Source organism: Pseudoalteromonas citrea (genome assembly GCF_000238375.3).
In the GTDB taxonomy this organism is placed as follows: Bacteria; Pseudomonadota; Gammaproteobacteria; order Enterobacterales; family Alteromonadaceae; genus Pseudoalteromonas; species Pseudoalteromonas citrea.
Genome location: NZ_AHBZ03000014.1, coordinates 373,247 through 394,840 on the forward strand (window position 1 = coordinate 373,247; position 21,594 = coordinate 394,840).

14 protein-coding genes are annotated in these 21,594 nt (G+C 42.7%); 1 reads left to right on the forward strand and 13 read right to left on the reverse strand.

What is annotated here, in order from left to right:
- Window positions 1-3 precede the first annotated feature (3 nt).
- From PCIT_RS04905 to PCIT_RS04925, 5 genes are all read right to left on the reverse strand, one after another.
- Window positions 4-1,212, reverse strand: a complete 1,209-nt coding sequence (locus PCIT_RS04905; RefSeq protein WP_192992771.1) for an IS256 family transposase — start codon at window positions 1,210-1,212, stop codon at window positions 4-6.
- Window positions 1,213-1,329: 117 nt separating this feature from the next.
- Window positions 1,330-1,974, reverse strand: a complete 645-nt coding sequence (gene adk, locus PCIT_RS04910; RefSeq protein ID WP_010364811.1) for an adenylate kinase — start codon at window positions 1,972-1,974, stop codon at window positions 1,330-1,332.
- 155 nt (window positions 1,975-2,129) lie between these two features.
- Window positions 2,130-4,043 carry a molecular chaperone HtpG gene (gene htpG / locus PCIT_RS04915; protein ID WP_010364812.1) on the reverse strand — a complete coding sequence of 638 codons (1,914 nt, stop codon included), beginning with the start codon at window positions 4,041-4,043 and terminating at the stop codon, window positions 2,130-2,132.
- Between the two features lie 411 nt (window positions 4,044-4,454).
- A complete protein-coding gene (locus tag PCIT_RS04920; RefSeq protein ID WP_010364813.1) occupies window positions 4,455-5,426 on the reverse strand; it encodes a Gfo/Idh/MocA family oxidoreductase in 972 nt (323 codons plus the stop codon).
- A 15-nt stretch (window positions 5,427-5,441) separates the two neighbouring features.
- The gene (locus tag PCIT_RS04925) at window positions 5,442-7,874 is read right to left on the reverse strand and encodes a TOMM precursor leader peptide-binding protein (protein WP_010364814.1); all 2,433 of its coding nucleotides are present in this window, start codon (window positions 7,872-7,874) and stop codon (window positions 5,442-5,444) included.
- A gap of 86 nt (window positions 7,875-7,960) precedes the next feature.
- On the opposite strand from PCIT_RS04925, the gene PCIT_RS04930 reads away from it, so the two are divergent.
- A complete protein-coding gene (locus PCIT_RS04930; RefSeq protein WP_010364815.1) occupies window positions 7,961-8,212 on the forward strand; it encodes a hypothetical protein in 252 nt (83 codons plus the stop codon).
- A gap of 123 nt (window positions 8,213-8,335) precedes the next feature.
- On the opposite strand, the gene PCIT_RS04935 is transcribed toward PCIT_RS04930, so the two are convergent.
- From PCIT_RS04935 to PCIT_RS04970, 8 genes are all read right to left on the reverse strand, one after another.
- A complete protein-coding gene (locus PCIT_RS04935; protein ID WP_192992775.1) occupies window positions 8,336-8,548 on the reverse strand; it encodes a hypothetical protein in 213 nt (70 codons plus the stop codon).
- A gap of 429 nt (window positions 8,549-8,977) precedes the next feature.
- Window positions 8,978-10,099: a heme-binding protein gene (locus PCIT_RS04940; RefSeq protein ID WP_010364816.1), complete on the reverse strand. Its 1,122-nt coding sequence runs from the start codon at window positions 10,097-10,099 to the stop codon at window positions 8,978-8,980.
- Between the two features lie 447 nt (window positions 10,100-10,546).
- Window positions 10,547-11,149, reverse strand: coding sequence for a recombination mediator RecR (recR, locus tag PCIT_RS04945; RefSeq protein ID WP_010364817.1), 603 nt, complete (start codon window positions 11,147-11,149; stop codon window positions 10,547-10,549).
- A 473-nt stretch (window positions 11,150-11,622) separates the two neighbouring features.
- Window positions 11,623-12,756, reverse strand: a complete 1,134-nt coding sequence (locus PCIT_RS04950; protein ID WP_010364818.1) for an ABC transporter permease — start codon at window positions 12,754-12,756, stop codon at window positions 11,623-11,625.
- Window positions 12,756-13,490 (reverse strand): ABC transporter ATP-binding protein, encoded by a 735-nt coding sequence (locus PCIT_RS04955; protein ID WP_010364819.1) that lies wholly within the window; start codon window positions 13,488-13,490, stop codon window positions 12,756-12,758. Before PCIT_RS04955 ends, PCIT_RS04950 begins: the two co-directional genes overlap by 1 nt.
- A complete protein-coding gene (locus PCIT_RS04960; RefSeq protein ID WP_010364820.1) occupies window positions 13,474-15,015 on the reverse strand; it encodes an alpha/beta hydrolase in 1,542 nt (513 codons plus the stop codon). Before PCIT_RS04960 ends, PCIT_RS04955 begins: the two co-directional genes overlap by 17 nt.
- Window positions 15,016-15,270: 255 nt before the next feature.
- Window positions 15,271-17,913 carry a type I DNA topoisomerase gene (topA, locus tag PCIT_RS04965; protein WP_010364821.1) on the reverse strand — a complete coding sequence of 881 codons (2,643 nt, stop codon included), beginning with the start codon at window positions 17,911-17,913 and terminating at the stop codon, window positions 15,271-15,273.
- 247 nt (window positions 17,914-18,160) lie between these two features.
- Complete coding sequence (locus PCIT_RS04970) at window positions 18,161-21,508, reverse strand: hypothetical protein (RefSeq protein ID WP_010364822.1); 3,348 nt, start codon at window positions 21,506-21,508, stop codon at window positions 18,161-18,163.
- Window positions 21,509-21,594: the final 86 nt, after the last annotated feature.

Genomic DNA, 21,594 nt, shown 5'->3' on the forward strand with positions numbered 1-21,594 from the left:
TAGTTACAAGTATTCAGTTAGTCGGTCTTCAAACATAATCATAAAACGGTTTAGAGCTTGCTTCCAGTTATGAATAGGCATTGTCCACCTCTTGGAAGCATCCATTATCGCTAAGTACACCACCTTGCTAGCGGATTCATCTGTCGGGAACAGTTTACGTTTCTTGGTCGCTTTTCTGATCACACTGTTCAGAGATTCAATAGCATTTGTCGTGTAGATAGCTTTACGAATATCTTGAGGGTAGCTAAATAGAGTATTGAGATTATCCCAATGAGCCGTCCAGGAGCGGCTGATTTGAGGGTACTTTTCATCCCATTTATCACCAAAGTGCTCTAACGCCAACAGGGCTTCATCTTCCGTTGTTGCTTGATAGATTTCTTTTAAGTCAGCGGTAATTGCCTTGTAGTCTTTCCATGGGACGTATTTCATTGAGTTTCGCACCATGTGTACGATACAGAGCTGAATTTGAGTTTTTGGATAAACAGCGTTGATGGCATCAGGAAAGCCCTTCAGGCCATCTACACACGCGATGAGGATATCATTCACGCCTCGATTTTGAAGTTCGGTGAGCACGCTAAGCCAGAACTTCGCTCCTTCGGTTTCGGACATCCACATCCCAAGAAGTTCTTTCTGACCTTCCATATTTACGCCAAGTGCGAGATAAATGGCTTTGTTGATAACCTGTTTATTCTGGCGTACTTTCACGACGATGCAATCGAGATAAACGATGGGATAGACCGTATCAAGCGGGCGAGATTGCCACTCAACCACTTGTTCTAAAACAGCATCTGTAACTTTAGATATTAGACTGGCGGAGATATCCGCATCGTACATTTCTTTGAATGTTGCGACGATTTCACGGGTGGTCATTCCTTTGGCATATAGGCTTAAGATCTTGTCGTCCATCGATTGAAATCGGGTTTGATGTTTACGAACAAGCTTGGGTTCAAAGGACGCGTCACGGTCACGAGGGACTTCTAACTGGATCTCACCATCGTCTGTAATTAGGCGTTTAGATGAGTAGCCATTTCGACTGTTACTATCGTTAGTTGGTGAGTTTTTTTCGTAACCGAGGTGCTCATTAAGTTCAGCATTTAAGGCTGTCTCAACCGTCACCTTGGTTAACATTTTCCTAAAGTCATCAAGATCAGAAGGAGTCTTAATCGACTTAGCTGCTTCGCGAGCGAAGGCTTCTAGAGCTTTCTTATCCATATTGCTTATCCTCAGCCATTACTGGCTTAATTATAAGCAGATACACAATTTAAATTACAGGCTCTAAAAAAACCGCCAAAAGGCGGTTTTTTTATAATTTAGGCGTTAATCAAACGATTAACCTAACAGCTCAGCAAGTTGAGCGCTTACCGCTTCAACAGCCTGCGTACCATCAAGTTTATGGTATTGCGTGTTACCTGAATCCGCTTCAGCTTGGTAGTAACTTACTAATGGCTTAGTTTGCTCATGGTAAATACCAAGGCGCTTTTTAACTGTTTCTTCAACATCGTCAGGACGAATAATTAAGTCTTCACCTGTTACATCATCTTTGCCTTCAACCTTTGCTGGGTTATAAACAACATGATACACACGACCAGAACCAGGGTGCACGCGACGCCCACCCATGCGCTCAACAATAATGTCATCAGCTACATCGAACTCAATAACATGGTCGATGCTAATGCCATTTTCTTTCATTGCGTCTGCTTGTGGAATTGTACGAGGGAAACCATCTAGTAAGAATCCTTTTGCACAATCAGCTTTCGCAATACGCTCTTTGACAAGGCCAATGATGATTTCATCAGATACTAGTTGACCTGCGTCCATCACTTTCTTTGCTTCAAGGCCCAAAGGCGTGCTTTCTTTAATAGCCGCACGTAACATGTCGCCAGTAGAGATCTGTGGAATGCCGTGCTTTTCCATTAAGAATTGTGCTTGAGTGCCTTTACCTGCACCCGGTGCGCCCAAAAGGATAATGCGCATAATATGTTCCTCGTATCGGAGTTTATTTAAATTTGGTTGAATTTTTTCACAAGCGCCGGTGTTTCTCAAGCAACTTATACTAATTGCTAAGGTTAATTCGTTATAGATAAAAAAAAGGGGCATAAAGCCCCCTTTTCCTTACGGAATTTAACCGCTTATTTGCTTAAATCAAGCATTAGTTTGTTCAAGCGAGCAACAAATCCAGCAGGGTCTTTTAAGCTACCGCGCTCAGCAAGTAGCGCTTGGTCAAATAATACTTCTGACCACTGTACAAACTTGTCTTCATCTTGCTCAACATTTAGGTGCTTCACAAGTTGGTGCTCAGGGTTTAGTTCAAATACAGGCTTAGACTCTGGTGCCGCTTGACCCACAGACTCCATCAGCTTTTGCATTTGTGAACTCATGTCGTGCTCATCTGCAACAACACATGCTGGAGAATCAGTTAAACGGTGCGTAAAGCGTACTTCTTTCACTTTATCACCCAGCACTTCTTTAATGCGCTCAACTAAGCCTTCAACTTCTTTTTCACTCTCTTCTTGTGCTTTCTTAGCTTCTTCGTCATCTAAATCACCTAAGTCTAAGTCGCCTCGTGTGATTGACTGTAGTTGCTTCTCATCAAGCTCTGTTAGGTGGCTCATCATCCACTCATCAACACGATCAGAAAGCAATAATACTTCAATGCCTTTCTTACGGAAGATTTCTAGGTGTGGAGAACTCTTAGCTGCTTCAAAGCTATCGGCAACAACATAATAAATCTTGTCTTGGCCTTCTTTCATACGCTCAACATACTGCTCTAAAGACACATTCTGTGTAGCTTCATCTGTATGTGTAGAGCTAAAGCGTAGAAGCTTAGCAATGGCTTCTTTGTTAGCTGAGTCTTCAGCTGGACCTTCTTTGATCACTTGACCAAATTCATTCCAGAACGTTTGATACTCTTCAGGCTTGTTTTTGCCCATACGGTCAAGCATTTTCAATACGCGAGATGTACAGCCTTTACGAATTGCTTGTGTGATCTTGTTATCTTGTAAGATTTCACGTGAAATATTCAGTGGCAAATCGTTTGAATCAAGTAAGCCTTTAACAAAACGTAGGTAGCTTGGCATGAACTGCTCAGCGTCATCCATAATGAAAACACGTTGTACATAAAGCTTTAAGCCCGTTTGACGATCACGGTTAAACATGTCGAATGGTGCTTTCTTAGGAATATACAATAAGCTTGTGTATTCTGTTTTACCTTCAACCTTGTTGTGTGCCCATGTTAGTGGCTCTTCCCAGTCATGGCCAACGTGCTTATAAAATTCTTTGTATTCTTCATCTGAAATGTCTGACTTATCGCGAGACCAAAGTGCTGTAGCACGGTTAATCGCTTCCCACTCACCCGGAACTGCTTCAATTTTTTCACCGTCTGGACCTTCTGATTCTGGCACTGGTGCTTTGAACATTTCAACAGGGATAGAAATATGGTCAGAATATTTAGTCACAATACCGCGTAGTCTGAAGTCGTCTAAGAATTCACCTTCTTCTTCACGTAAATGCAGCACGATTTCAGTACCACGGCCTTCTTTTTCTACTTCAGCAAGCGTGTAATCGCCTTCACCTTGTGAATGCCACTCAACACCTGTGCTTTCACCCGCTTTACGCGTCGTTACTGTTACCGCATCAGCAACGATGAATGCAGAGTAAAAACCAACACCGAATTGACCAATTAACTGTGAGTCTTGCGCTTGATCACCTGTAAGGTTGCTAAAGAACTCAGCAGTACCTGACTTAGCAATCGTTCCTAATGAGCTGATCACTTCTTCACGTGTCATACCAATGCCGTTATCAGAAATGGTCACGGTATTCGCTTCTTTATCAACACTTACACGTACACGCAAGTCTGCGTCACCGTCATAAAGGCTGCCATCAGACAGTGCTAAAAAGCGCAGTTTATCCGCGGCATCTGAGGCGTTAGATACAAGTTCACGTAAGAAGATTTCTTTATTCGAGTACAAAGAATGGATCATTAGGTTTAATAATTGTTTTACTTCTGTTTGAAAGCCTAATGTTTCTTTTTGAGCTGTGGTCATCGTTCTCTCCGTCTAACCAAATTGATACTAAATATTATGCAAAAGGATATGGGGGGGAGTTTTTCAAGTTCAAGGGGAAAAATGTATTTTTATAATGAATCAAAGCTGAAAAGCCTGTGTGGCCGTCTGTTTAGTTTAAATAAAAGTGTATTTGCGTGATTTTTTACAGCGTGCAAGTCCTGAAACTGACCATAATTCTAACCATTAAATTTATGCGTAACAGTAAAAGTTTGTGTGTTCAATTACAGTTACGATACAGACAGTCATTTTTGGTCTAGCAAAATCTGGGAAGTACTGTGCAACAAATCACGTTAGGGCCTCAGCTCAGCCAGAGCAACTACCATTGGGCTTGCACTGAGATTTCTTACACCTAGCGCAATGAAACGTACTAGGTGTAAAAACAACTCATCATTACGCTGCACAATTGTCTTTAGTTGCTGGTTGTAACTCCATCAATACCGTTTGCCATAATCCACTCAATCCCAATAAGTAACCTGGCTGCTGATATACAGGCTGTGTTTCACCTTGGACAGTGGCAGCTAATGTTGCAATAGCCGTGAGATTACACTGATCTCTGTGACTCATTAACTGCTGCCGATCCATAGGTGCAAGCTCAATGGGCATATAGGTTCTCCAAGACTCAGCAGGTAAGGATTGGCTTGCAGGAAACCAGCTTAATGGGCCAGAAGTTTCACTCAGTGTCAAAGTACCATGAGGAAATAGCGCAGAGCACTGATGATTTAAAAAAGTGGCACTGCCGTCATCTTCAACTGACGAAAAGTTTTGGCATAACACAGAGACAGTGAGATTCTTATTTTTGAGCATAACAGGCTGAAATGCCATAGGATCACCGCTGTATTTGACGACTTCCAGCCCTTCAAATCCACCGAGAGCGCGGCCTAATAAGTCCAGCGCCGAATATAAAGTTCTTAAGTTAGCCCCCATAGCATAATGCATACAGCCAAAACCCTGTTGATAGGCAGCAAGTATAGATTGTAAAAAGGCTTGTGGGGCATATAAGTCAGCAAAATGGCCATTGACGTGAAAATAGACTTGCTGCTGCTTGGCAAGTGCCAGTGCTTCTTGCACAAAGGCTTGATCAACTGGGTGCTCACATAATACTGAGATGCCTTTTTCTAGTAAAGACAATACAATTGCTTTTCCCGCATCGCCTGATACTGCGACACAAGCAATATCAATACTGTCAGCCGTTACAGCGGCAACATCAGTATAATATGGTACCCCAATTTGTTTGGCAATTTGCTGAGAGTGCTCACTCCCTTTTGATAGTATGCCTGCACATAAAAAGCTATCTTGTGGAAACTGAGTTAATGCGCGAATATAAGTGGAACCATAGTGGGTGCCACACACGAGTACGTTCATAATAATATCCTTTTTCTAAGCTATGGGGTGTGGCTCTTTATTAATCGGACGCCCTTGTAATAACTTACGCAACCTTGGGTTATCTGCCCGTTTAAATTGCTCACCAAAGTGAATTGGCTGAATATTGACACCTATAGCCCGTGCTACTCTAAATGGACTTAACGCCATATCCGGAGAGGTGACATCCACAATGGCTACGTCAACACCCGCTTCATCTAGACGTTGCTTAAGTTGGGTTACTTGCGTGATCACTTCATAAGGCCAATCATCCAGAGTTTTTGCCTCACTTAAAGGGCGACGCATAAAATCAAATGTAGCGAGTTTGCTCTTGCTAAAGTAATAAGCTGCGTGATCTTCTAAACCTGTCACATCGCTAACATGATGCGGAATTTTATTCCCCGAACGCATTAATTGGCACAAATAAGGCATTACATGCCCCTGCTCTAATAGCGCCTTGCGCATGGCAACTTTAATATCGCCATGAGTGGCCAAAGCAACCGATGCCGCAGGGGTGCGATAGCCATCACCGAGTGCTAAGCATACCACCGTGGGGACATGTAACCCTACATCTAATAAGTAGCACTCAAGTTCTACGCCGAGCTTAGTTAAATCTTCTATCATCACTCTCATTTTGCCTTGATTAAGTGCTTCATAGCAGAGACGTTCGCAAGGTAACTGCGCATACCAAGTGAGCATCATGGCATCGCGCTCAATTAGTTCATAACAGGCTCTGAGAGCCGCATCATCATTGTCTTGGCCCGCTGCTAATCCGTTTGAAGATACCTGACTAAATTGCTCTTTGTAAGGGCAAGAAAAATTAAAGTAGCTGACTAACGCGGGTACCCAAACAGGTTTATCTGTTGCTAACCAGCTACCGCGGCACCAGTGTATTTTTTGCTTTCGATGCCATTTGTGAAATGGAAAATTAGGGGTGCTGTATTGCTTATTAGAATATAAAACTAAAGTGTCAGGGTCGATATAGTCACCATGCAACTGTCTAATAGAAGCGTATTTAAAATCGCTTAATTGGTATCGAGCTGCGGAGTAACGCTCCAGTGCCTCCCCTACTGCGCTGATATGCGCTGAAATATGATCCAGCCCCTTACCAGAACCTACTTGACCTGAAGCTCTTGGGTCAAACTCACCTTCAGTAAACGAGGACACCCCTGCTGACGCAGTAATTGGAAAATCGGGTAAATGTGGGGCATGTCCTGTGAGTTGGCGTACGATACCGGTTACCGAGTCTACCCAGCCTTCAAATAAAGATTCAAATTGCTCAACATTTTGAAGCTGATTAAGCGGGTTACCAGCTGGTTTTCTATCGCGATGCATTGATAATGCATGAGTATTCGCAGTGCTATGATCAAAACCACATACTTCACACCAAGGGATAGGAATAATGGCATGTTTTTCTGAGTGGGATGTGACTAGGTTTTGCACAATAACATGCGAGGATAATTCACTTTCGGTATAGCCCCAAAGGATTTTTAATGCTTCCATCGCAAGCTGTTGGCCAGTGATGGCTGACATTGGTGTCAACATACTACGGGCACGACCGTCACGATTTTTTATATGACTTTTTTCTAATTGGTGTGCCAACTCGCCATGTTGCTCTGTACCAAGCTTTCTTAATCTTAAACAGTTCCAACATGAGCTAGAGGCGGTGTCATTTAAATTGACAACTGGACCTATCCAGCTTTCTAAACCATTCAAATGACCATACATCGCTTTAATCGTATTTTGATGCACATACTCAGAAACTTTATGTGACCAAAAATGGGCATCTTTACCTAAAGTAATGATGGCCAGATCCCAGTCATTTGAAGGACTACCTAAGTTGTCGTTATCACACGTGAGCTCTGAGTAGCTGATCTGCATCCAGGGGTTACGTTGTTGTAGTGCAGCTTTAAATACCTGTGCTCTTGATTTGCCAATATCGTCAGGCGTGAGAAAGCGGTGACATGTTAAATCATCACTGGTGATATTTTCTTTATCTAATAAATGAATATGTCCCACACCTGCGGTGCTTAACTCCTCTAGCAATGTAACAGCCCAAGGCTCAAGGCCCACTACTAATACCCTACAAGGGGTTAGGGAGTATATTTGATCTTGGCTAGATAGCGTTTGACTTGCTTGGTACCATGGCCGTAAAAAGCGTGTTTGCACTAAACCTGGTGGCCTAAACTCAAGTTGCGCAGAGACTTCTTCTAATAAACCATATTGGCTAAGCATTTTCAGGACACTCTGAATACTCTCATCACCATATTCAGGTAAACGCGTGCAAATTTCAGCTTGAGTGAGTTCCCCCTCCAGTAGTGGCAATATTTTTTCAACAAAGTCTGCCGTATCGCGACCATGAACTTGAAAGTCTCCCAAATCTGAACTTAATAACACACCACTGCTATTGGGAATAATGCTCGCAGCTGGGGTTAATCTTAGTTTCTTCATAAATTAAACATCCAATTTCTAAGAACGCTCGCTGAGTTGAACTCAGCGAGCGTTAATAACTGCGTGCTAACCGCCGGTACTACACGGTGTACAAGTTAAACACTGGTAACATTGCAAACACTGCGGAGCACATTGATAACACTGCGCACACTGCGGAGCACATTGATAACACTGCGCACACTGAGGTGCACATTGGTAGCACGGCACACATTGGTGTGCACACTGAACACATTGATAGCACTGCACACACTGCGAAGCACATTGAATACATTGAGGAGCGCACTGATAACACTGTGCACAGAAGCTCACGGCACAGGGGTTACAGGTATCACATTTAGTCACAGGTTCGCATTGTTGACAGAAATTCACGACGCATGGATAACAAGTCTCACACTTAGTGATAGGTGCACACTGCTGGCATTGTAAATGTTGACCAGGTTGGCATGTCACACAATAAGTCACTACACATGGATAACAAGTGTCGCAGTGAGTAACCGGCTCGCATTGACTAATTGGCGCACATTGCTGACAGAAGTTGACAATACATGGGTAGCAAGTGTCACACTTAGTGATATGAGCACATTGCTGACATTGTAAGTTTTGGCATTGCTGACACAACGCACAGAAATTAACAATGCAAGGGTAACAAGTGGCACAATTAGCGACAGGCTCACATGTTAAGCATTTGTAACTCGCATCACATTGCACACAAGCAACACAAGGTGTTGGCGGACCTACAGGCTGATAGCTGGTACCAACAGGTGCACACATAACACATTGTGTAATCGTGCAAGGGGCGCATAGAATTGCCGGTGTGATACAGGGGCTACAAGGTGTACAGTAATAACATACAGCACAGTCTGTAATTGCAGGAGGGTTACAGCGTGATTCTAATGCTTTGACTTTACAAGTGAGCTCCGTCACTTGTAATTGGAGTTGTTTTATTGCTTGTTCGCTCATATTACTTTCCTTAAAGTTTATTTAATTGTCATCTTTGGTATCGCATACCAAACAAACTGCGGTTTATCGCTTGCCGAATGTATCTCACACGAGGCAAACACAATGTCTTAAACAGACATATTCATCACAATGCAATCGCGTGCTTATTGCACTTTAAATAGTGTATTGGCCGTAATGTGCGGAAACTGATAACCGCTGCGTTTACTGGGGTCTTTACCAGTTGCCAAACTAAAATCCAAGGTAATATCTTGAGTGTATTGCAGCATATCGAGGCCATTAGACAGTCGCTCTAACCACAACGTAGTTTTGAATCGAGGCACATCAGAATGTGCTTTCATAAATGGTGTATTGGCAATATTGCCATGTTTTTGAGTATCAACATCGAGCACCGTGGTATCGATAACACCTATGCCTTGTTGATAGAGGCTATCTAAGGCAACTTGCAGTACAATATTGGGGTTAACATTTGGGTTTTCAGGACTATCTGTACCATATGGGGCTTTAAAACTCGTTCCGCCAGCAGTGGGCAGGGCATTCGCAACAGGAATGCTCGGCGCACCTCTAAAGCTATCGTGATGGCCTATCGCTAAAATAGAATTACCGTGAGGAACTGAAACCTGCTTTACGATAGTTAAGTTCTTCTCTTGCTGAGGGAGGGGGTCGGGTGTATCGGGTACCCATGGCGCTTTGTTCAGTGGTCCTTGCCCTTGAGGCGCAATCACCTGATGTAGCCAGCTCCCATTTTCAGCATGCACAAGCTCATCTTTTTGACAACCTTCAGCAAAAAACACCCGTTGTGAATAAAAAATAGTATAAGCGTCTTGCTCATAATTACCTGCTCGGTTAGCGACTTTACCCTGAATAGCGCTAAACGTCATAACTTCGTAATACGGGATATTTTTTAAAATAAACCCATTAGGGGCATTATCTTGCGGGATAGGCATGACATTAAACCCTCCACACCGTGTGCTGACCCAAGTACCTATCAACCCAGCCAATGGTCCGAGTTTTTCTAAAATATCGCATTTTTTATCGCCGCCACCAGCTGCAATAAGCGGTATATTAAAATCGGGGATAAAATGAGGTTGTTGTGGGTTAGTGGCTTTTTCTGTGCAGCCATAAAGCTGCTGTGGAATACATGTGGCGCAACGCAAAATGGCGTTGTGCTCACTTTCTGTCGAACATTGTTTATTAAGATCTTCAAATGCAGATTGAAGTTGCGCGATTTCAACTTGTAATTGCGCAATAGGATCTGGCTTGCTCATAGTTTACTTTCCTTGCTGTACATAAATTAACGGTTGATTGATTTTTCATCCGATTTTGAGTATATCAGCAAGGTTTTTTTAGGGTATTACACCCCATTACACAAAAGTAAACGTTTTTCATTAGAGCATATATTCATCGCCATTACTCTCAAGGTTGTACATTACCTATTACAAGTAATTATTAGCCTTGGGGAAAATAATATATAGTAGTGTGAGCGGCTTTAAAATTTGAGCCGCACTGCATATCTGAATGATGCCTGTCAGTCATTGTAATGCAAAATTAAAGAAACTTGTACGCAGCTAATTACTGCAAGAAAAAACCAAAAAATAGCTATTATAGACTACATCTAGCGGCTCGTAGGATCATATGCCTATGGTCAAGGATGGTGTCATGAGCGCTCCTAAAGTAGCTTTAAATTAGGCATTGACACCCAAGTCCATTGCCAGTTAACTAAGGCTGCGCCGGCCAGAGAATGCATGCATTAATGTCATGCCATCGACTAAATCAAGCTCACCACCGACAGGCATACCATGTGCGATTCGAGATGCATCCACGTTATGTTTTTGACACAGCTCTGCAATGTAATGTGCAGTGGCTTCACCTTCAACCGTCGGGTTTGTTGCCAGAATTACCTCATCAATATTACCCTTTGACAATTTATCATCGAGTATATCCAGCCCAATTTCTTTCGGCCCAATACCATCTAATGGTGACAAGTGACCCATTAAAACAAAATACAACCCTTGGTATTGCCCCGTTTGCTCAATAGCAAGCACATCAGTTGGCGATTCGACAATACATAATAAACGGCTGTCTTGACGTTTTACACTCAAGCAAATATCACACAATGGTGCTTCAGAGAATGTACGACATGACTCGCAGTGACCAATAACCTGCATGGCTTTTAACAAACTATCGCCAAGTTGAGTCCCGCCTGAGCGATCACGTTCAAGTAAATGAAAAGCGATCCGTTGCGCTGACTTCGGCCCAATGCCAGGCAAGCAGCGTAAGGCTTCGATTAACGCCGTTAATGATGGAGATAATTGCATAGTAAATTAACTTAAAATAACGTGATTAGAGCACAAAAATTACTTTTATTTAGAAGCCATAAAGCCACTCAGTAATTTATAAGCCGTTTAAAAAATAATGATACCAGAAAATACTAAATGATGGCAGCTATGCCCTTAGACATACACCATATACTTTATTGTTCGCCAACCGACTTCATTTACTGAAGACCATCTGCTTCACTGTACTTATATCACTGTATGCTTATATGGTACAAAAGCACCAATTCCCTACTTACTTGAGCTATTTACATGAGCGCTACCAACCCCATGGTACTCGCACGTAGTAAAACGCACTGTTACTCAGCCAGCATCCTAATTCATCTCACTTTTTGATAAAACCAACCCCAACTTAATGACAAGTTATCCACTTTTTCTGTGGATAACCATGCTATAAAAAAACGCAGCTTCGCGCTGCGTCTTATTATATTTTTCTAGGGAAGCAATCTAGTTAATTACAAACCAAATACCACCTTTTCACTTTTTAACATACGGCTACTCAGCCAGCTAAATAAACCAAACAATGCCAATGTAACAAGCGTTGATATAAATAATTGCGGCCAAGGTAATGCATTGCCTTTAATAAATTCAATCATGGCATGTTGTTGCGCCGCAATAGGCAACCACTGCACGTACTCTGTCGCAATATCGTAGGTCGTGACCATACTGAGTCCCATCGGCACAAACAAAACCATGGTGACGTACGTTTGCGCTTCCTTAAATGACTTAGCCATGAACGACACAAACACTTGTAAACTGGCTGACATTAACGCAATTGGTAAACCAATCACCATGCATAACAGCATAAAATCAAAGCCGATATTGACACTAAAACCAAGCTGCTGCCAAGGCACCAAAGCATAAGCAAATTTTGACACCACCAAAATAATTGCAAGACCAAGCATTGAAAAAGCAGCAATGGCAGCTGACTTTGCTAAAACCACCTGCATACTGCTAAGCGGGTGACTTAGCAACAACGCCAGTGAATTTCGCTCTCGCTCGCCCGCACTGGTATCAATTGCCAAATTCATCGCAGCATAGAATAACGTAAGTACAATAGATAAGGTTGCAATACCTAAAAACATGCCCCCTTTCGACTCAGGCGTTGCTTGATCATGCACTTGTACATTCACCGCTTGCATTACAGTAGGATCAATACCCCGTGTAAGTAACCGAAGACTGGCGACTTCACTGTTATACCTCATAAGCGCACGTTCAAGTTCAGCAATCGATTTTCGTAACTTATCGTCGGACTTATCAGCAATAATTGTGACCTGTGCACTGCGTCCTTCGCGCATTTTATCTTGATAATCTGCACTGATTTCTAAGGTAATGGCTTTTACGTCGTTATCAGTACTGTGAATGATCTCTTTGCTATCTAAATATTGCACCAATGCTGGCGCAGCATCTGCATTATTAATGGTAATTTTTAGCTCATCTGGAGACGCAAACTGCTTGAGCATAATTGAAAATAATACACACATGATTATCGGTGAACCAATCGCGTAATATAAACCAGCCATTACCGAGCGCTTGTCTCGACCTGCATCAAGTACTTCTTTTTTAAACAATACAGTCAGTAATTTCATTATGCTGCTATTCCTTCATCACTGCCGATCAACTCAATAAATGCTTCTTCTAATGTTGCTTTGCCAGTGCGCTCACACAGTGACTCTGGTGAACCTTCCGCCACAACTTTCCCCTTTGCCATAACTACCACATGATCGCACAATGCGGCCACTTCTTGCATTACATGGCTTGAGAACAACACACAATGCCCTTGCTCTTTCAGCAACAGTAATAGATCACGTAATATACGCGTGCTCATTACATCGAGCCCCCGCGTCGGTTCATCTAAAATAATATTGGTTGGCTTGTGTACGATTGCTTGAGCCAAAGCCGTTTTCATATGCTGGCCTTGTGAAAAGCCTTGGCAACGCCTATCAGCTATATCATCCATCTGTAACTTAGATAATACATCTGCTGTCGCTGTTTTTGCATCCGTAGCGCTCATACCACTCAATTGCGCAAAAAACTCAACATACTCACGTGGTGTTAAGCGTTCATATAAACCACATGGATCAGGAAATAAGCCTAGCTGCTGCTTTGCTTGCATGGGATCTTTTGCGACGTCAATGCCATCAATCTCAGTGTTACCACTGTCAGCCTTAAGCAAACCAAACACGGTGCGTAAACAGGTTGTTTTACCCGCACCATTTGGCCCAAGTAACCCGGTAATTTTACCATTTTGCGCACTAAAATTAAGGCCATTAAGCGCATTTACATCACCGATTTTTTTCGTTAAATTATTTACCGATATCATAAGTCGCCCCTACTTGTGATGTACTATTTTTTGTTTTTTGAGTTGAAACTGTGCCATTAAGATTCATAAAGAACTGTTTACGATTATCTTTTTCCAAGCAACTGGCGTCTAACTCCTGCGCACTCTTTTTATCAATGAATTGACCAACTAACTTAGCTGCACAAGTTTGCGATACCACGCCATGTGTTGCTGATGGTGCAATCAAGTGTGTGGCATTTTCCATATTAACCATCGCCATCTCAGCCCACTCTGGTGGCGTCGCTGGATCAACACCCCCTGATAACAGCAAAGTTGGCGTTACAGTATCAAGCGGCTGATAAAAACGGTTATCAACCGGTTTTACTTGCCAAACAGGGCAACTCATATCTAGAGACTCAATCATCAATTTACCAAAATAACTTTGCGTATGTTTTACGCGTGATACAGATGTTAAATAGGGCCAGTCTTCACCGCACACAATCGCACTGTGCATCCCCATCGCCATACTATCAACCATGTCTGATGAAGATAATAACCCCACTAACGGAGAATAATTACCTGCCAGCGCTTCACTAATCGTTAAAGGGATTAATGCACGAGTGTGATGGCTATACAGTGCCATTCTTATGGCAGAAAAAAACTTTAATTGCGTAACAACTAATTCAATGTTTTGATGAGTTCGGGGGTGCCTTACGTCAATTGTAACGGGTGAATGATCTAATCTATCAAGTAAAGTAGCCAGTTGATTTGATAAATCAGGATACTGCTTTTCACATTGCTTTTGCGCTTTACAACGTTTAAGTAACGCTTCGAGTGACGTATCTATAGCACCGCCAATTGCCGCAAGACTCTGTTGCATTGGTGCAACACCATCTAATGTACTGGTTAGCACTGAGTCTGGAAATTGACGAGTATACTCTTGCGCTATACGCGTACCATAAGACACACCGTACAAGTGCAGCCCGGTATAACCTAAAGCTTGGCGAACTGCTTCAAAGTCCTTTGCAGCAACAGGCGTGGTAAAGTGACTCAAATCAACCTTTATCTCAGATTTACAACCTTGGGTCTCTTTTGCTGTTAACGTACTCATATCTACCAATGCATCATTGAACGCAAACTGAGTCACTAAGTCATCAGACTGACACTGTAATTTAAATGATTTACCCGTGCCTCTTTGATCAACCAATAAAATGTCACGGTTTTCACGGGCATACCGCAAATTACGATTAAATATTGCAGCCAACTCAACCGCAGATTGCCCAGGACCTCCTGCAAAGCCCAATACAGCTTCAGTTGGGTAACTTTGTTTAATGGCCGGAATGACCGCAAAGTGAATGTCTATTTCACCTTTATTCGTTTCATACGATAACGGCTGTTTTATGCTGCCACACAATAACCTGTCAGGCAGGTTTTCAATGTAGCAAGGTGTTAACTGTACTTTTGAACTCGACTCTGTATCAGCTAAAGCACGCTTATTTATGCCAAGAGACACAGTCAGTATTGCAAGACATAAAAGTCCTGACTTCATTTTTTTTATAGAATGCATCAATAATTTTTCCTAATTGCATTTCGCGACGGTGGTGTTGACAATATCGCTTACGTTCCATATATAGACACAAAACGAGTTTACTTAGCGCATCTTGTGATGTCAATTATGCGTACTAACACCTTTTTTATCATAACTTTTACCCGCAGTAAGTACTAACATAACTAAAATACTCAATGTTAAACACCGCACAGTATGAATTACAAAAAGACAAAAGCCGGGCGAACCCGGCTTTTCATTAAACATAATACAATGTTACTTTTTCTTTTTCTTCGTCACTTTCTGCTCAATAACCCACTTACCTTTATCAAGGGTTGCTTTCCAGCCTGTTGCTTTACCTTCAACTTCTGTCATAACGTATTGAGTCTTAGTTTTGCGTGAATAACGAATTACCGCTAAGTTACCATCATCATCTTGATCTGGTGCATCAGCTAAATAGTAAAACTTTGGTGATATACGGTCTCTAAAGCGTTTTAACTCTGCCACTTTAGGCGCACGTGTTTCCCGTGATTTAGGGAAGGTATGCGCTGCTAAAAATACCCCAGACGCACCATCTCGCAAGACAAAATACGCTTCAGACTTTTCACACTCCAACTCCGGCAAGTGAACAGGATCTTCTTTTGGTGGCGCAGGCTCACCACTTTTCAGCAGTTTACGCGTATTCTTACAATCTTCATTGGTACAGCCAAAGTACTTACCGAAGCGACCAGACTTTAACTGCATTTCTGATTCACATTTATCACATTCGATAACTGGGCCATCATAGCCTTTAATTTTAAAGGTGCCCTGTTCGACAACCACGCCATCACATGCCGGGTTGTTACCGCATACATGAATTTTACGTGTTTCATCAATGAGATATGAATCCATCGCTGTTTCACAAACTGGGCAACGCTTCATCTGCATTAACGTTTCAGTTTCAACATCTTCTACATCAGCAGCAACCGCTTCATCACCCGACACCAAGTTCATGGTTGTAGTGCAACGCTCTTTTGGCGGCAGATTATACCCTGTACACCCTAAGAATACCCCTGTAGACGCGGTACGAATACCCATTTTCCTACCACATGTCGGGCAGTCAATATCGGTTTCAACCATAACATTTTGACGCATGCCGCCTTCGGCTTCTTCTCCACCAGCCGTTGTTAACTGCTGCGAGAAGTTTGCGTAAAACTTATCTAAAACTTGCGTCCAAACTCGTTCGCCTTCTGCAATGTCATCTAAACGGCCTTCCATTTTGGCAGTAAAATCAAAATTCATTAAATCGTTAAAGTTTTCGACTAAGCGATCCGTAACAATTTCACCCATTTTCTCGGCAAAGAAGCGACGATTTTCAACACGAACATACCCACGATCTTGAATCGTCGAAATAATCGCTGCGTAAGTAGATGGACGGCCAATACCACGCTTTTCTAATTCTTTAACTAAGCTTGCTTCACTAAAACGTGCTGGTGGCTTAGTGAAATGTTGCTTAGGATCTAACGCGACTAAGTTAATGTCATCGCCGACAGCAACGGCTGGTAAAGATTGATCTTCTTCATTTTTCTTACGTATCGAAGGCTGCACCGCAGTCCAACCATCAAAGCGCATTACGCGTCCCTTGGCTTTCAGGGTATATTCACCCGCAGCCACAGACATGGTGGTTAAGTCATATTCAGCAGGTGTCATTTGACACGCCACAAACTGTCGCCATATCAACTCATACAACTTCTTGGCATCAGCATCTACGCCTTCAACATGACCTGACAATACCGTTACGCTTGATGGACGAATGGCTTCGTGCGCTTCTTGTGCGTTATCTTTGGCACTGTACTTTATTGGGTTTTCAGGTAAATACTTATCACCAAACTGCTCTGTAACATACTCACGACACATCGCAACGGCATCATTTGATAAGTTCGTTGAGTCTGTTCGCATATAAGTAATATACCCAGCCTCATACAAGCGCTGCGCAAGCATCATGGTTTTCTTTACGCCGTAGCCTAAACGCGTACTGGCTGCTTGTTGCATTGTTGAAGTAATAAAAGGTGCACTTGGCTTACTTTTACTTGGTTTCTCTTCAACTTTTACAACTTTGTAGTCGCTCTTTTCAAGTACAGTTACCGCTGCAGTGGTCTGCTGTTCATTAACCGGCTTAAATGCACTGCCTTGAAACTTAGTTACTTCCAAGCGAATTGGTTGTGCACTGGCTGTCACATCGGCGTGAATATCCCAAAACTCTTCTGGGATAAATGCTTTTATTTCACGCTCACGTTCTACGAGCAAACGCACAGCAACTGACTGTACGCGCCCCGCAGATAACCCTCGAGCAACTTTTTGCCATAGTAAAGGCGATACCATAAAGCCCACTACACGGTCTAAAAAGCGGCGAGCCTGCTGAGCATATACCATATCGGTATTTAGCTGCCCCGGTGCCTCAAAGGCTTGCTGAATGGCGTTTTTGGTGATCTCGTTAAATACCACGCGCTTATACTTTTCAGGTTCGCCACCGATGATCTGTTCGAGGTGCCATGCAATGGCTTCCCCTTCTCTATCCAAATCGGTTGCGAGATAGATGTGGTCAGCACCTTCAGCAAGTTTTTGTAATTCTTGTACTACCTTTTCTTTACCTGGCAGTACCTCATAATGTGGCTCCCAGCCTTGTTCTGGGTCAATCCCCATACGCGCAACAAGATTCGCATAATCTCTGTTTTTCTTGTAAATGGCTTTTTCTTCTGGCGCCATTTTGCGTACTTCAGCAGGGGTTTTGGTGGCAACACCTTTGGTTTTACCTGCACCTGACGTCGGCAGGTCCCGCACATGGCCGACACTAGACTTTACAATAAAGTCCTTACCTAAATATTTATTAATTGTTTTAGCCTTTGCGGGAGACTCTACAATTACTAACGATTTGCCCATAGCTGCCTATTCTTGACCGTTCTTGTCTACGTTTTTACCCATCACGGGCGATTAATATTTATAGGTATATCTACAAACACCTATTGTTACAAGCTTTAAATACAATCTTTTAGCTGATCACTGATTAATTACACAACTTTTGGTGCTATTTTACTCAAAAACTATAAACCCTAAATTAAGCTGCGCAATATAAAGGAATAGATACAAAAATGCCAACCCGGAGGTTGGCATTTCATACTATTTCACTTTATCTGTCATCTAAGACCGTAATCGACCTGGTGATTTTTGTTTCCGCATCACCATTTTTTATCAAAAATTCAATCGACAGCGCACCCGTGGTTTTTTTATTCCCCTCTTCCTCACGTGCAATGGTTACTCTTGAATACATCGTTTGATCCGAATTTGTATTAGGGATGATTTCGCTATGTTCGATGATTGTTAGCTCGCCATTGGTCGCTGAAAGCGTTACCTCAGTGCCAGCAGGCAACGGATTACCAAACACATCTGAATAATAAATGTATACGATGACAGATGAGACCCCTTCGTCATCATCGCTTATACTCCCATCATCATTGGTAATCTGAATCGTTGATTCTGACAAGTTTATTGCGTTGATATCACAAAAATCTTTATGACCCGAAGGGGCTTCACCCGCAGACTCAATATTAAGCTTACCAGTTCCCGCATTGGCACCAGCCGTAAACGCTTGGCTGCTGCAATCCGCAGGGATGTGGAGCCTATGTGCAGCCAAATCATCAGCTTGTTTTTCTACGGAGAACCTTACATAAGGCGTGTCTCCAGACATTACTAACTCAAATTGCTGCCTTACTTCGATTAACTCACGGGTACATTCACCTGCTTCTTCAGCTTCTTTTGAACACAATAAGCCGTTATATTTATCATCTTTTTCATCATGTCGACCATTGCCATTTAAGTCTCGCCAATCATCATCATGTCCACCGTTCTCGGTACCTGTTGGGGAGCAAGGCCCAGTTGTATTATTGGTATTACAATCTACTTTATCAAATTTACCATTTTCATTGGTATCTAAGAATGCTTCACTCAAATCAAACTCTTGACGATACTCACCAATATCAAATAGTCCGTTTCTTCGGGTTACAGGGTTCTCTACCTTTTCGGGGTCATCTGAAGGCTCATCACGAAAACTCTCTTGTCCTTTTGCTACAGCTAAAATGCTGACACGACCGCCCATAACGATACCTTTAGGACTGCTAGTATCGTCATCATTTTTAGCTCGCAGCATACCATTGATACATGGCGCAGCTGCATCAAAATACATATCACAATTTTCTTTATCTGTAGAAGGATTAATACTTCCCAAACGATTGTTCCACTTCGGGTCGGAGAATGGTCTTTCACCTTGACTACGCCATTGCACCGTACAACTGGCGTTATCAGTCACACACTCAAGTGTATTGGTGCCATCGATGCTGCCAATTGCCCCTGCTTCAGCAATCACGGTTGCAGTCACCCCATCAGCATTAAATTGGTTAAACTGATCACCAAAAAAAACCGTGATATTTGAAACAATACCATTATAGTTCAATGAATTGGTATTAAACACATCTGGTGAAGCACTGAAGGAATCTTGATCGGTGACACCGGAGCTCAGGCTAATTTGTGACGAGACACTCAATATCTGCTTAGAAATATCGTATAGTTGTAACGCCCCAGCTGGGCATATTTCACTTGCAGGCGTACTCGCACACAAAGCAACATCCTCTTCCCAGCAAGAGTAATCATCGTTTGGAGCAGAAATGGCTAACGCATCCAGATCAGCCTGATCAATATAGCACGCAGTAACCACTAGTGGACCCGGTACAACCCCAGATTTAACACTGGTTTGCACCACCCCATCATTATCGGTGTTACTCTGACGTTGAGTAAGCGCAGCAGAGCCTTGATTATCCGATAATTTAAAGTCCACCCGAGCACGTGGCACAGGCAAAGTATCTTCGTCTAACAAAATAAACTTCACGATAGATTGAGTCGGAATACCGCCCTCACCTGGAGGCAGTGCAATAAATGGTTCAGAGACACTGTCAAACTTGATTGATTGAACCGGTGATGACAATACAGGTATCACAGTTCGAGCACTAAAGTTCTTACCACCTGTTTGCACGTTCACCGTGATATCATCATCACCTTCACAGCCTTTTGCACGATACGTCGCACTCGCCACACCATTTGAAGTTTTTACAATGCTATCTAGTTCCGATAAATCCGCACTTTTACACGTCGACGAAAACTCAACATCGGTTGGCACAGTATAAAGATCGCCATCTAAATCGCGTAAGGTGACATTAATAACCGTACTACCGCCCGCTTTTAACGGCACGACTTCATTATTTACAGTTGATAGCCCGTTATCGACGCTCAATGTCAGATCCGCGATCCCCACCGCAAAATTAACCAGTTCTTGCACGTTACTCGCTTGAGATGAGGAAATAGTCAATGTACCAGCACCACCTTCTGTGCCCGGTTGCAACTTCAACAATGCAACACCAAAACTATCAGTCAGTGCTTTGCCTGAACTCGGTAGCAATGTGCCTAAATCAGTAGTTACCTCGACGAGTCCATTTGCGACACCATCACCTGTTTGGGCATTGGTAAGACGAACATAAACATCCGCTAAATCACTCGATGAAATTGAGTTGACCACTTGACAACCAGATGCCGTACTTAAAGGGTCAAGTAATGTGTCATTTCTATTGGCATCCCAATTTGCATTACAATCCACCAGCAATTTCACATCGAGTAAAAACCCGCTTGTATCATTAGCACCACTGTCTCCTGATGAAAAAAACACGTCTGACTTACTGATACTTTCGTTGCTGCTGGAATCTTGATAAGTGGCTGTAATTCGCCCCGCACCTTTTGATTGCCCGCTACCGAGTTCTAATCGGGCGACACCACTTTCGTCGGTTATGGCACGTTCAGTACCATTTTTAATTTCACCTGTAAACTCTGTAGCAAAAGAGACAATTACACGAGGTAGCGCCACACCATCTTTTTTCAAAGTCGCTGTGATAAAGCCGGAATTATCTTGTGTCAGCGGGTTTGACTCAGTAAACGTGTTACCGCTTTTGTCGAGTACTGATACTAGCAGAGTGACATCTCCCGATACTCCGGTATCAGTGCCGCCACCGCCGCTTGAAGTAAAATCAAAACTAGCTGGGACGGTCTCATCACCCACAACATAAACAGCACTTAGCCGACCAGCACCTTCATTGGCTGTAGCACTAAGCAATATATCCGCTTGGCCTGCTGCATTAGTCAAAACAGTACCAGAGCTGGGGTTCAAAGATGCAAATTGATTACTGGTGAAAGTAATGAGCGCATTACTTTGTGCTATCCCCTCTTTACTGAGTAACGCCCTTACCTTTAAAGGTTTCTCGGATGAGACTAGATTACTTGTTTCATTAGTTTCACTGTCTAACCCTGTTAACGTCAGAGTATAATCAGAAGTTGTTCCGCCATCTGAATTATCGTTTTTCTCAATGGAGCCACCGCCACCGCATGCGGTAAGCCATAAACCAAGCATGACAATGCTAAATAAGCGCATTAGAGGCATCGAACTCTCTCCCTAGCCAAGATTTAAGTTAGAATTTTTTATCATATTACCTTAGAAAGGTTGAAAAAATCACAGTTTTTTATTAA

Excerpts from the sequence above, each read along its gene's own strand:
- PCIT_RS04905 (WP_192992771.1), bottom strand. The coding sequence starts at position 1,212 with ATGGATAAGAAAGCTCTAGAAGCCTTCGCTCGCGAAGCAGCTAAGTCG.
- adk (WP_010364811.1), bottom strand. The coding sequence starts at position 1,974 with ATGCGCATTATCCTTTTGGGCGCACCGGGTGCAGGTAAAGGCACTCAA.
- htpG (WP_010364812.1), bottom strand. The coding sequence starts at position 4,043 with ATGACCACAGCTCAAAAAGAAACATTAGGCTTTCAAACAGAAGTAAAA.
- PCIT_RS04920 (WP_010364813.1), bottom strand. The coding sequence starts at position 5,426 with ATGAACGTACTCGTGTGTGGCACCCACTATGGTTCCACTTATATTCGC.
- PCIT_RS04925 (WP_010364814.1), bottom strand. The coding sequence starts at position 7,874 with ATGAAGAAACTAAGATTAACCCCAGCTGCGAGCATTATTCCCAATAGC.
- PCIT_RS04940 (WP_010364816.1), bottom strand. The coding sequence starts at position 10,099 with ATGAGCAAGCCAGATCCTATTGCGCAATTACAAGTTGAAATCGCGCAA.
- recR (WP_010364817.1), bottom strand. The coding sequence starts at position 11,149 with ATGCAATTATCTCCATCATTAACGGCGTTAATCGAAGCCTTACGCTGC.
- PCIT_RS04950 (WP_010364818.1), bottom strand. The coding sequence starts at position 12,756 with ATGAAATTACTGACTGTATTGTTTAAAAAAGAAGTACTTGATGCAGGT.
- PCIT_RS04955 (WP_010364819.1), bottom strand. The coding sequence starts at position 13,490 with ATGATATCGGTAAATAATTTAACGAAAAAAATCGGTGATGTAAATGCG.
- PCIT_RS04960 (WP_010364820.1), bottom strand. The coding sequence starts at position 15,015 with ATGCATTCTATAAAAAAAATGAAGTCAGGACTTTTATGTCTTGCAATA.
- topA (WP_010364821.1), bottom strand. The coding sequence starts at position 17,913 with ATGGGCAAATCGTTAGTAATTGTAGAGTCTCCCGCAAAGGCTAAAACA.
- PCIT_RS04970 (WP_010364822.1), bottom strand. The coding sequence starts at position 21,508 with ATGCCTCTAATGCGCTTATTTAGCATTGTCATGCTTGGTTTATGGCTT.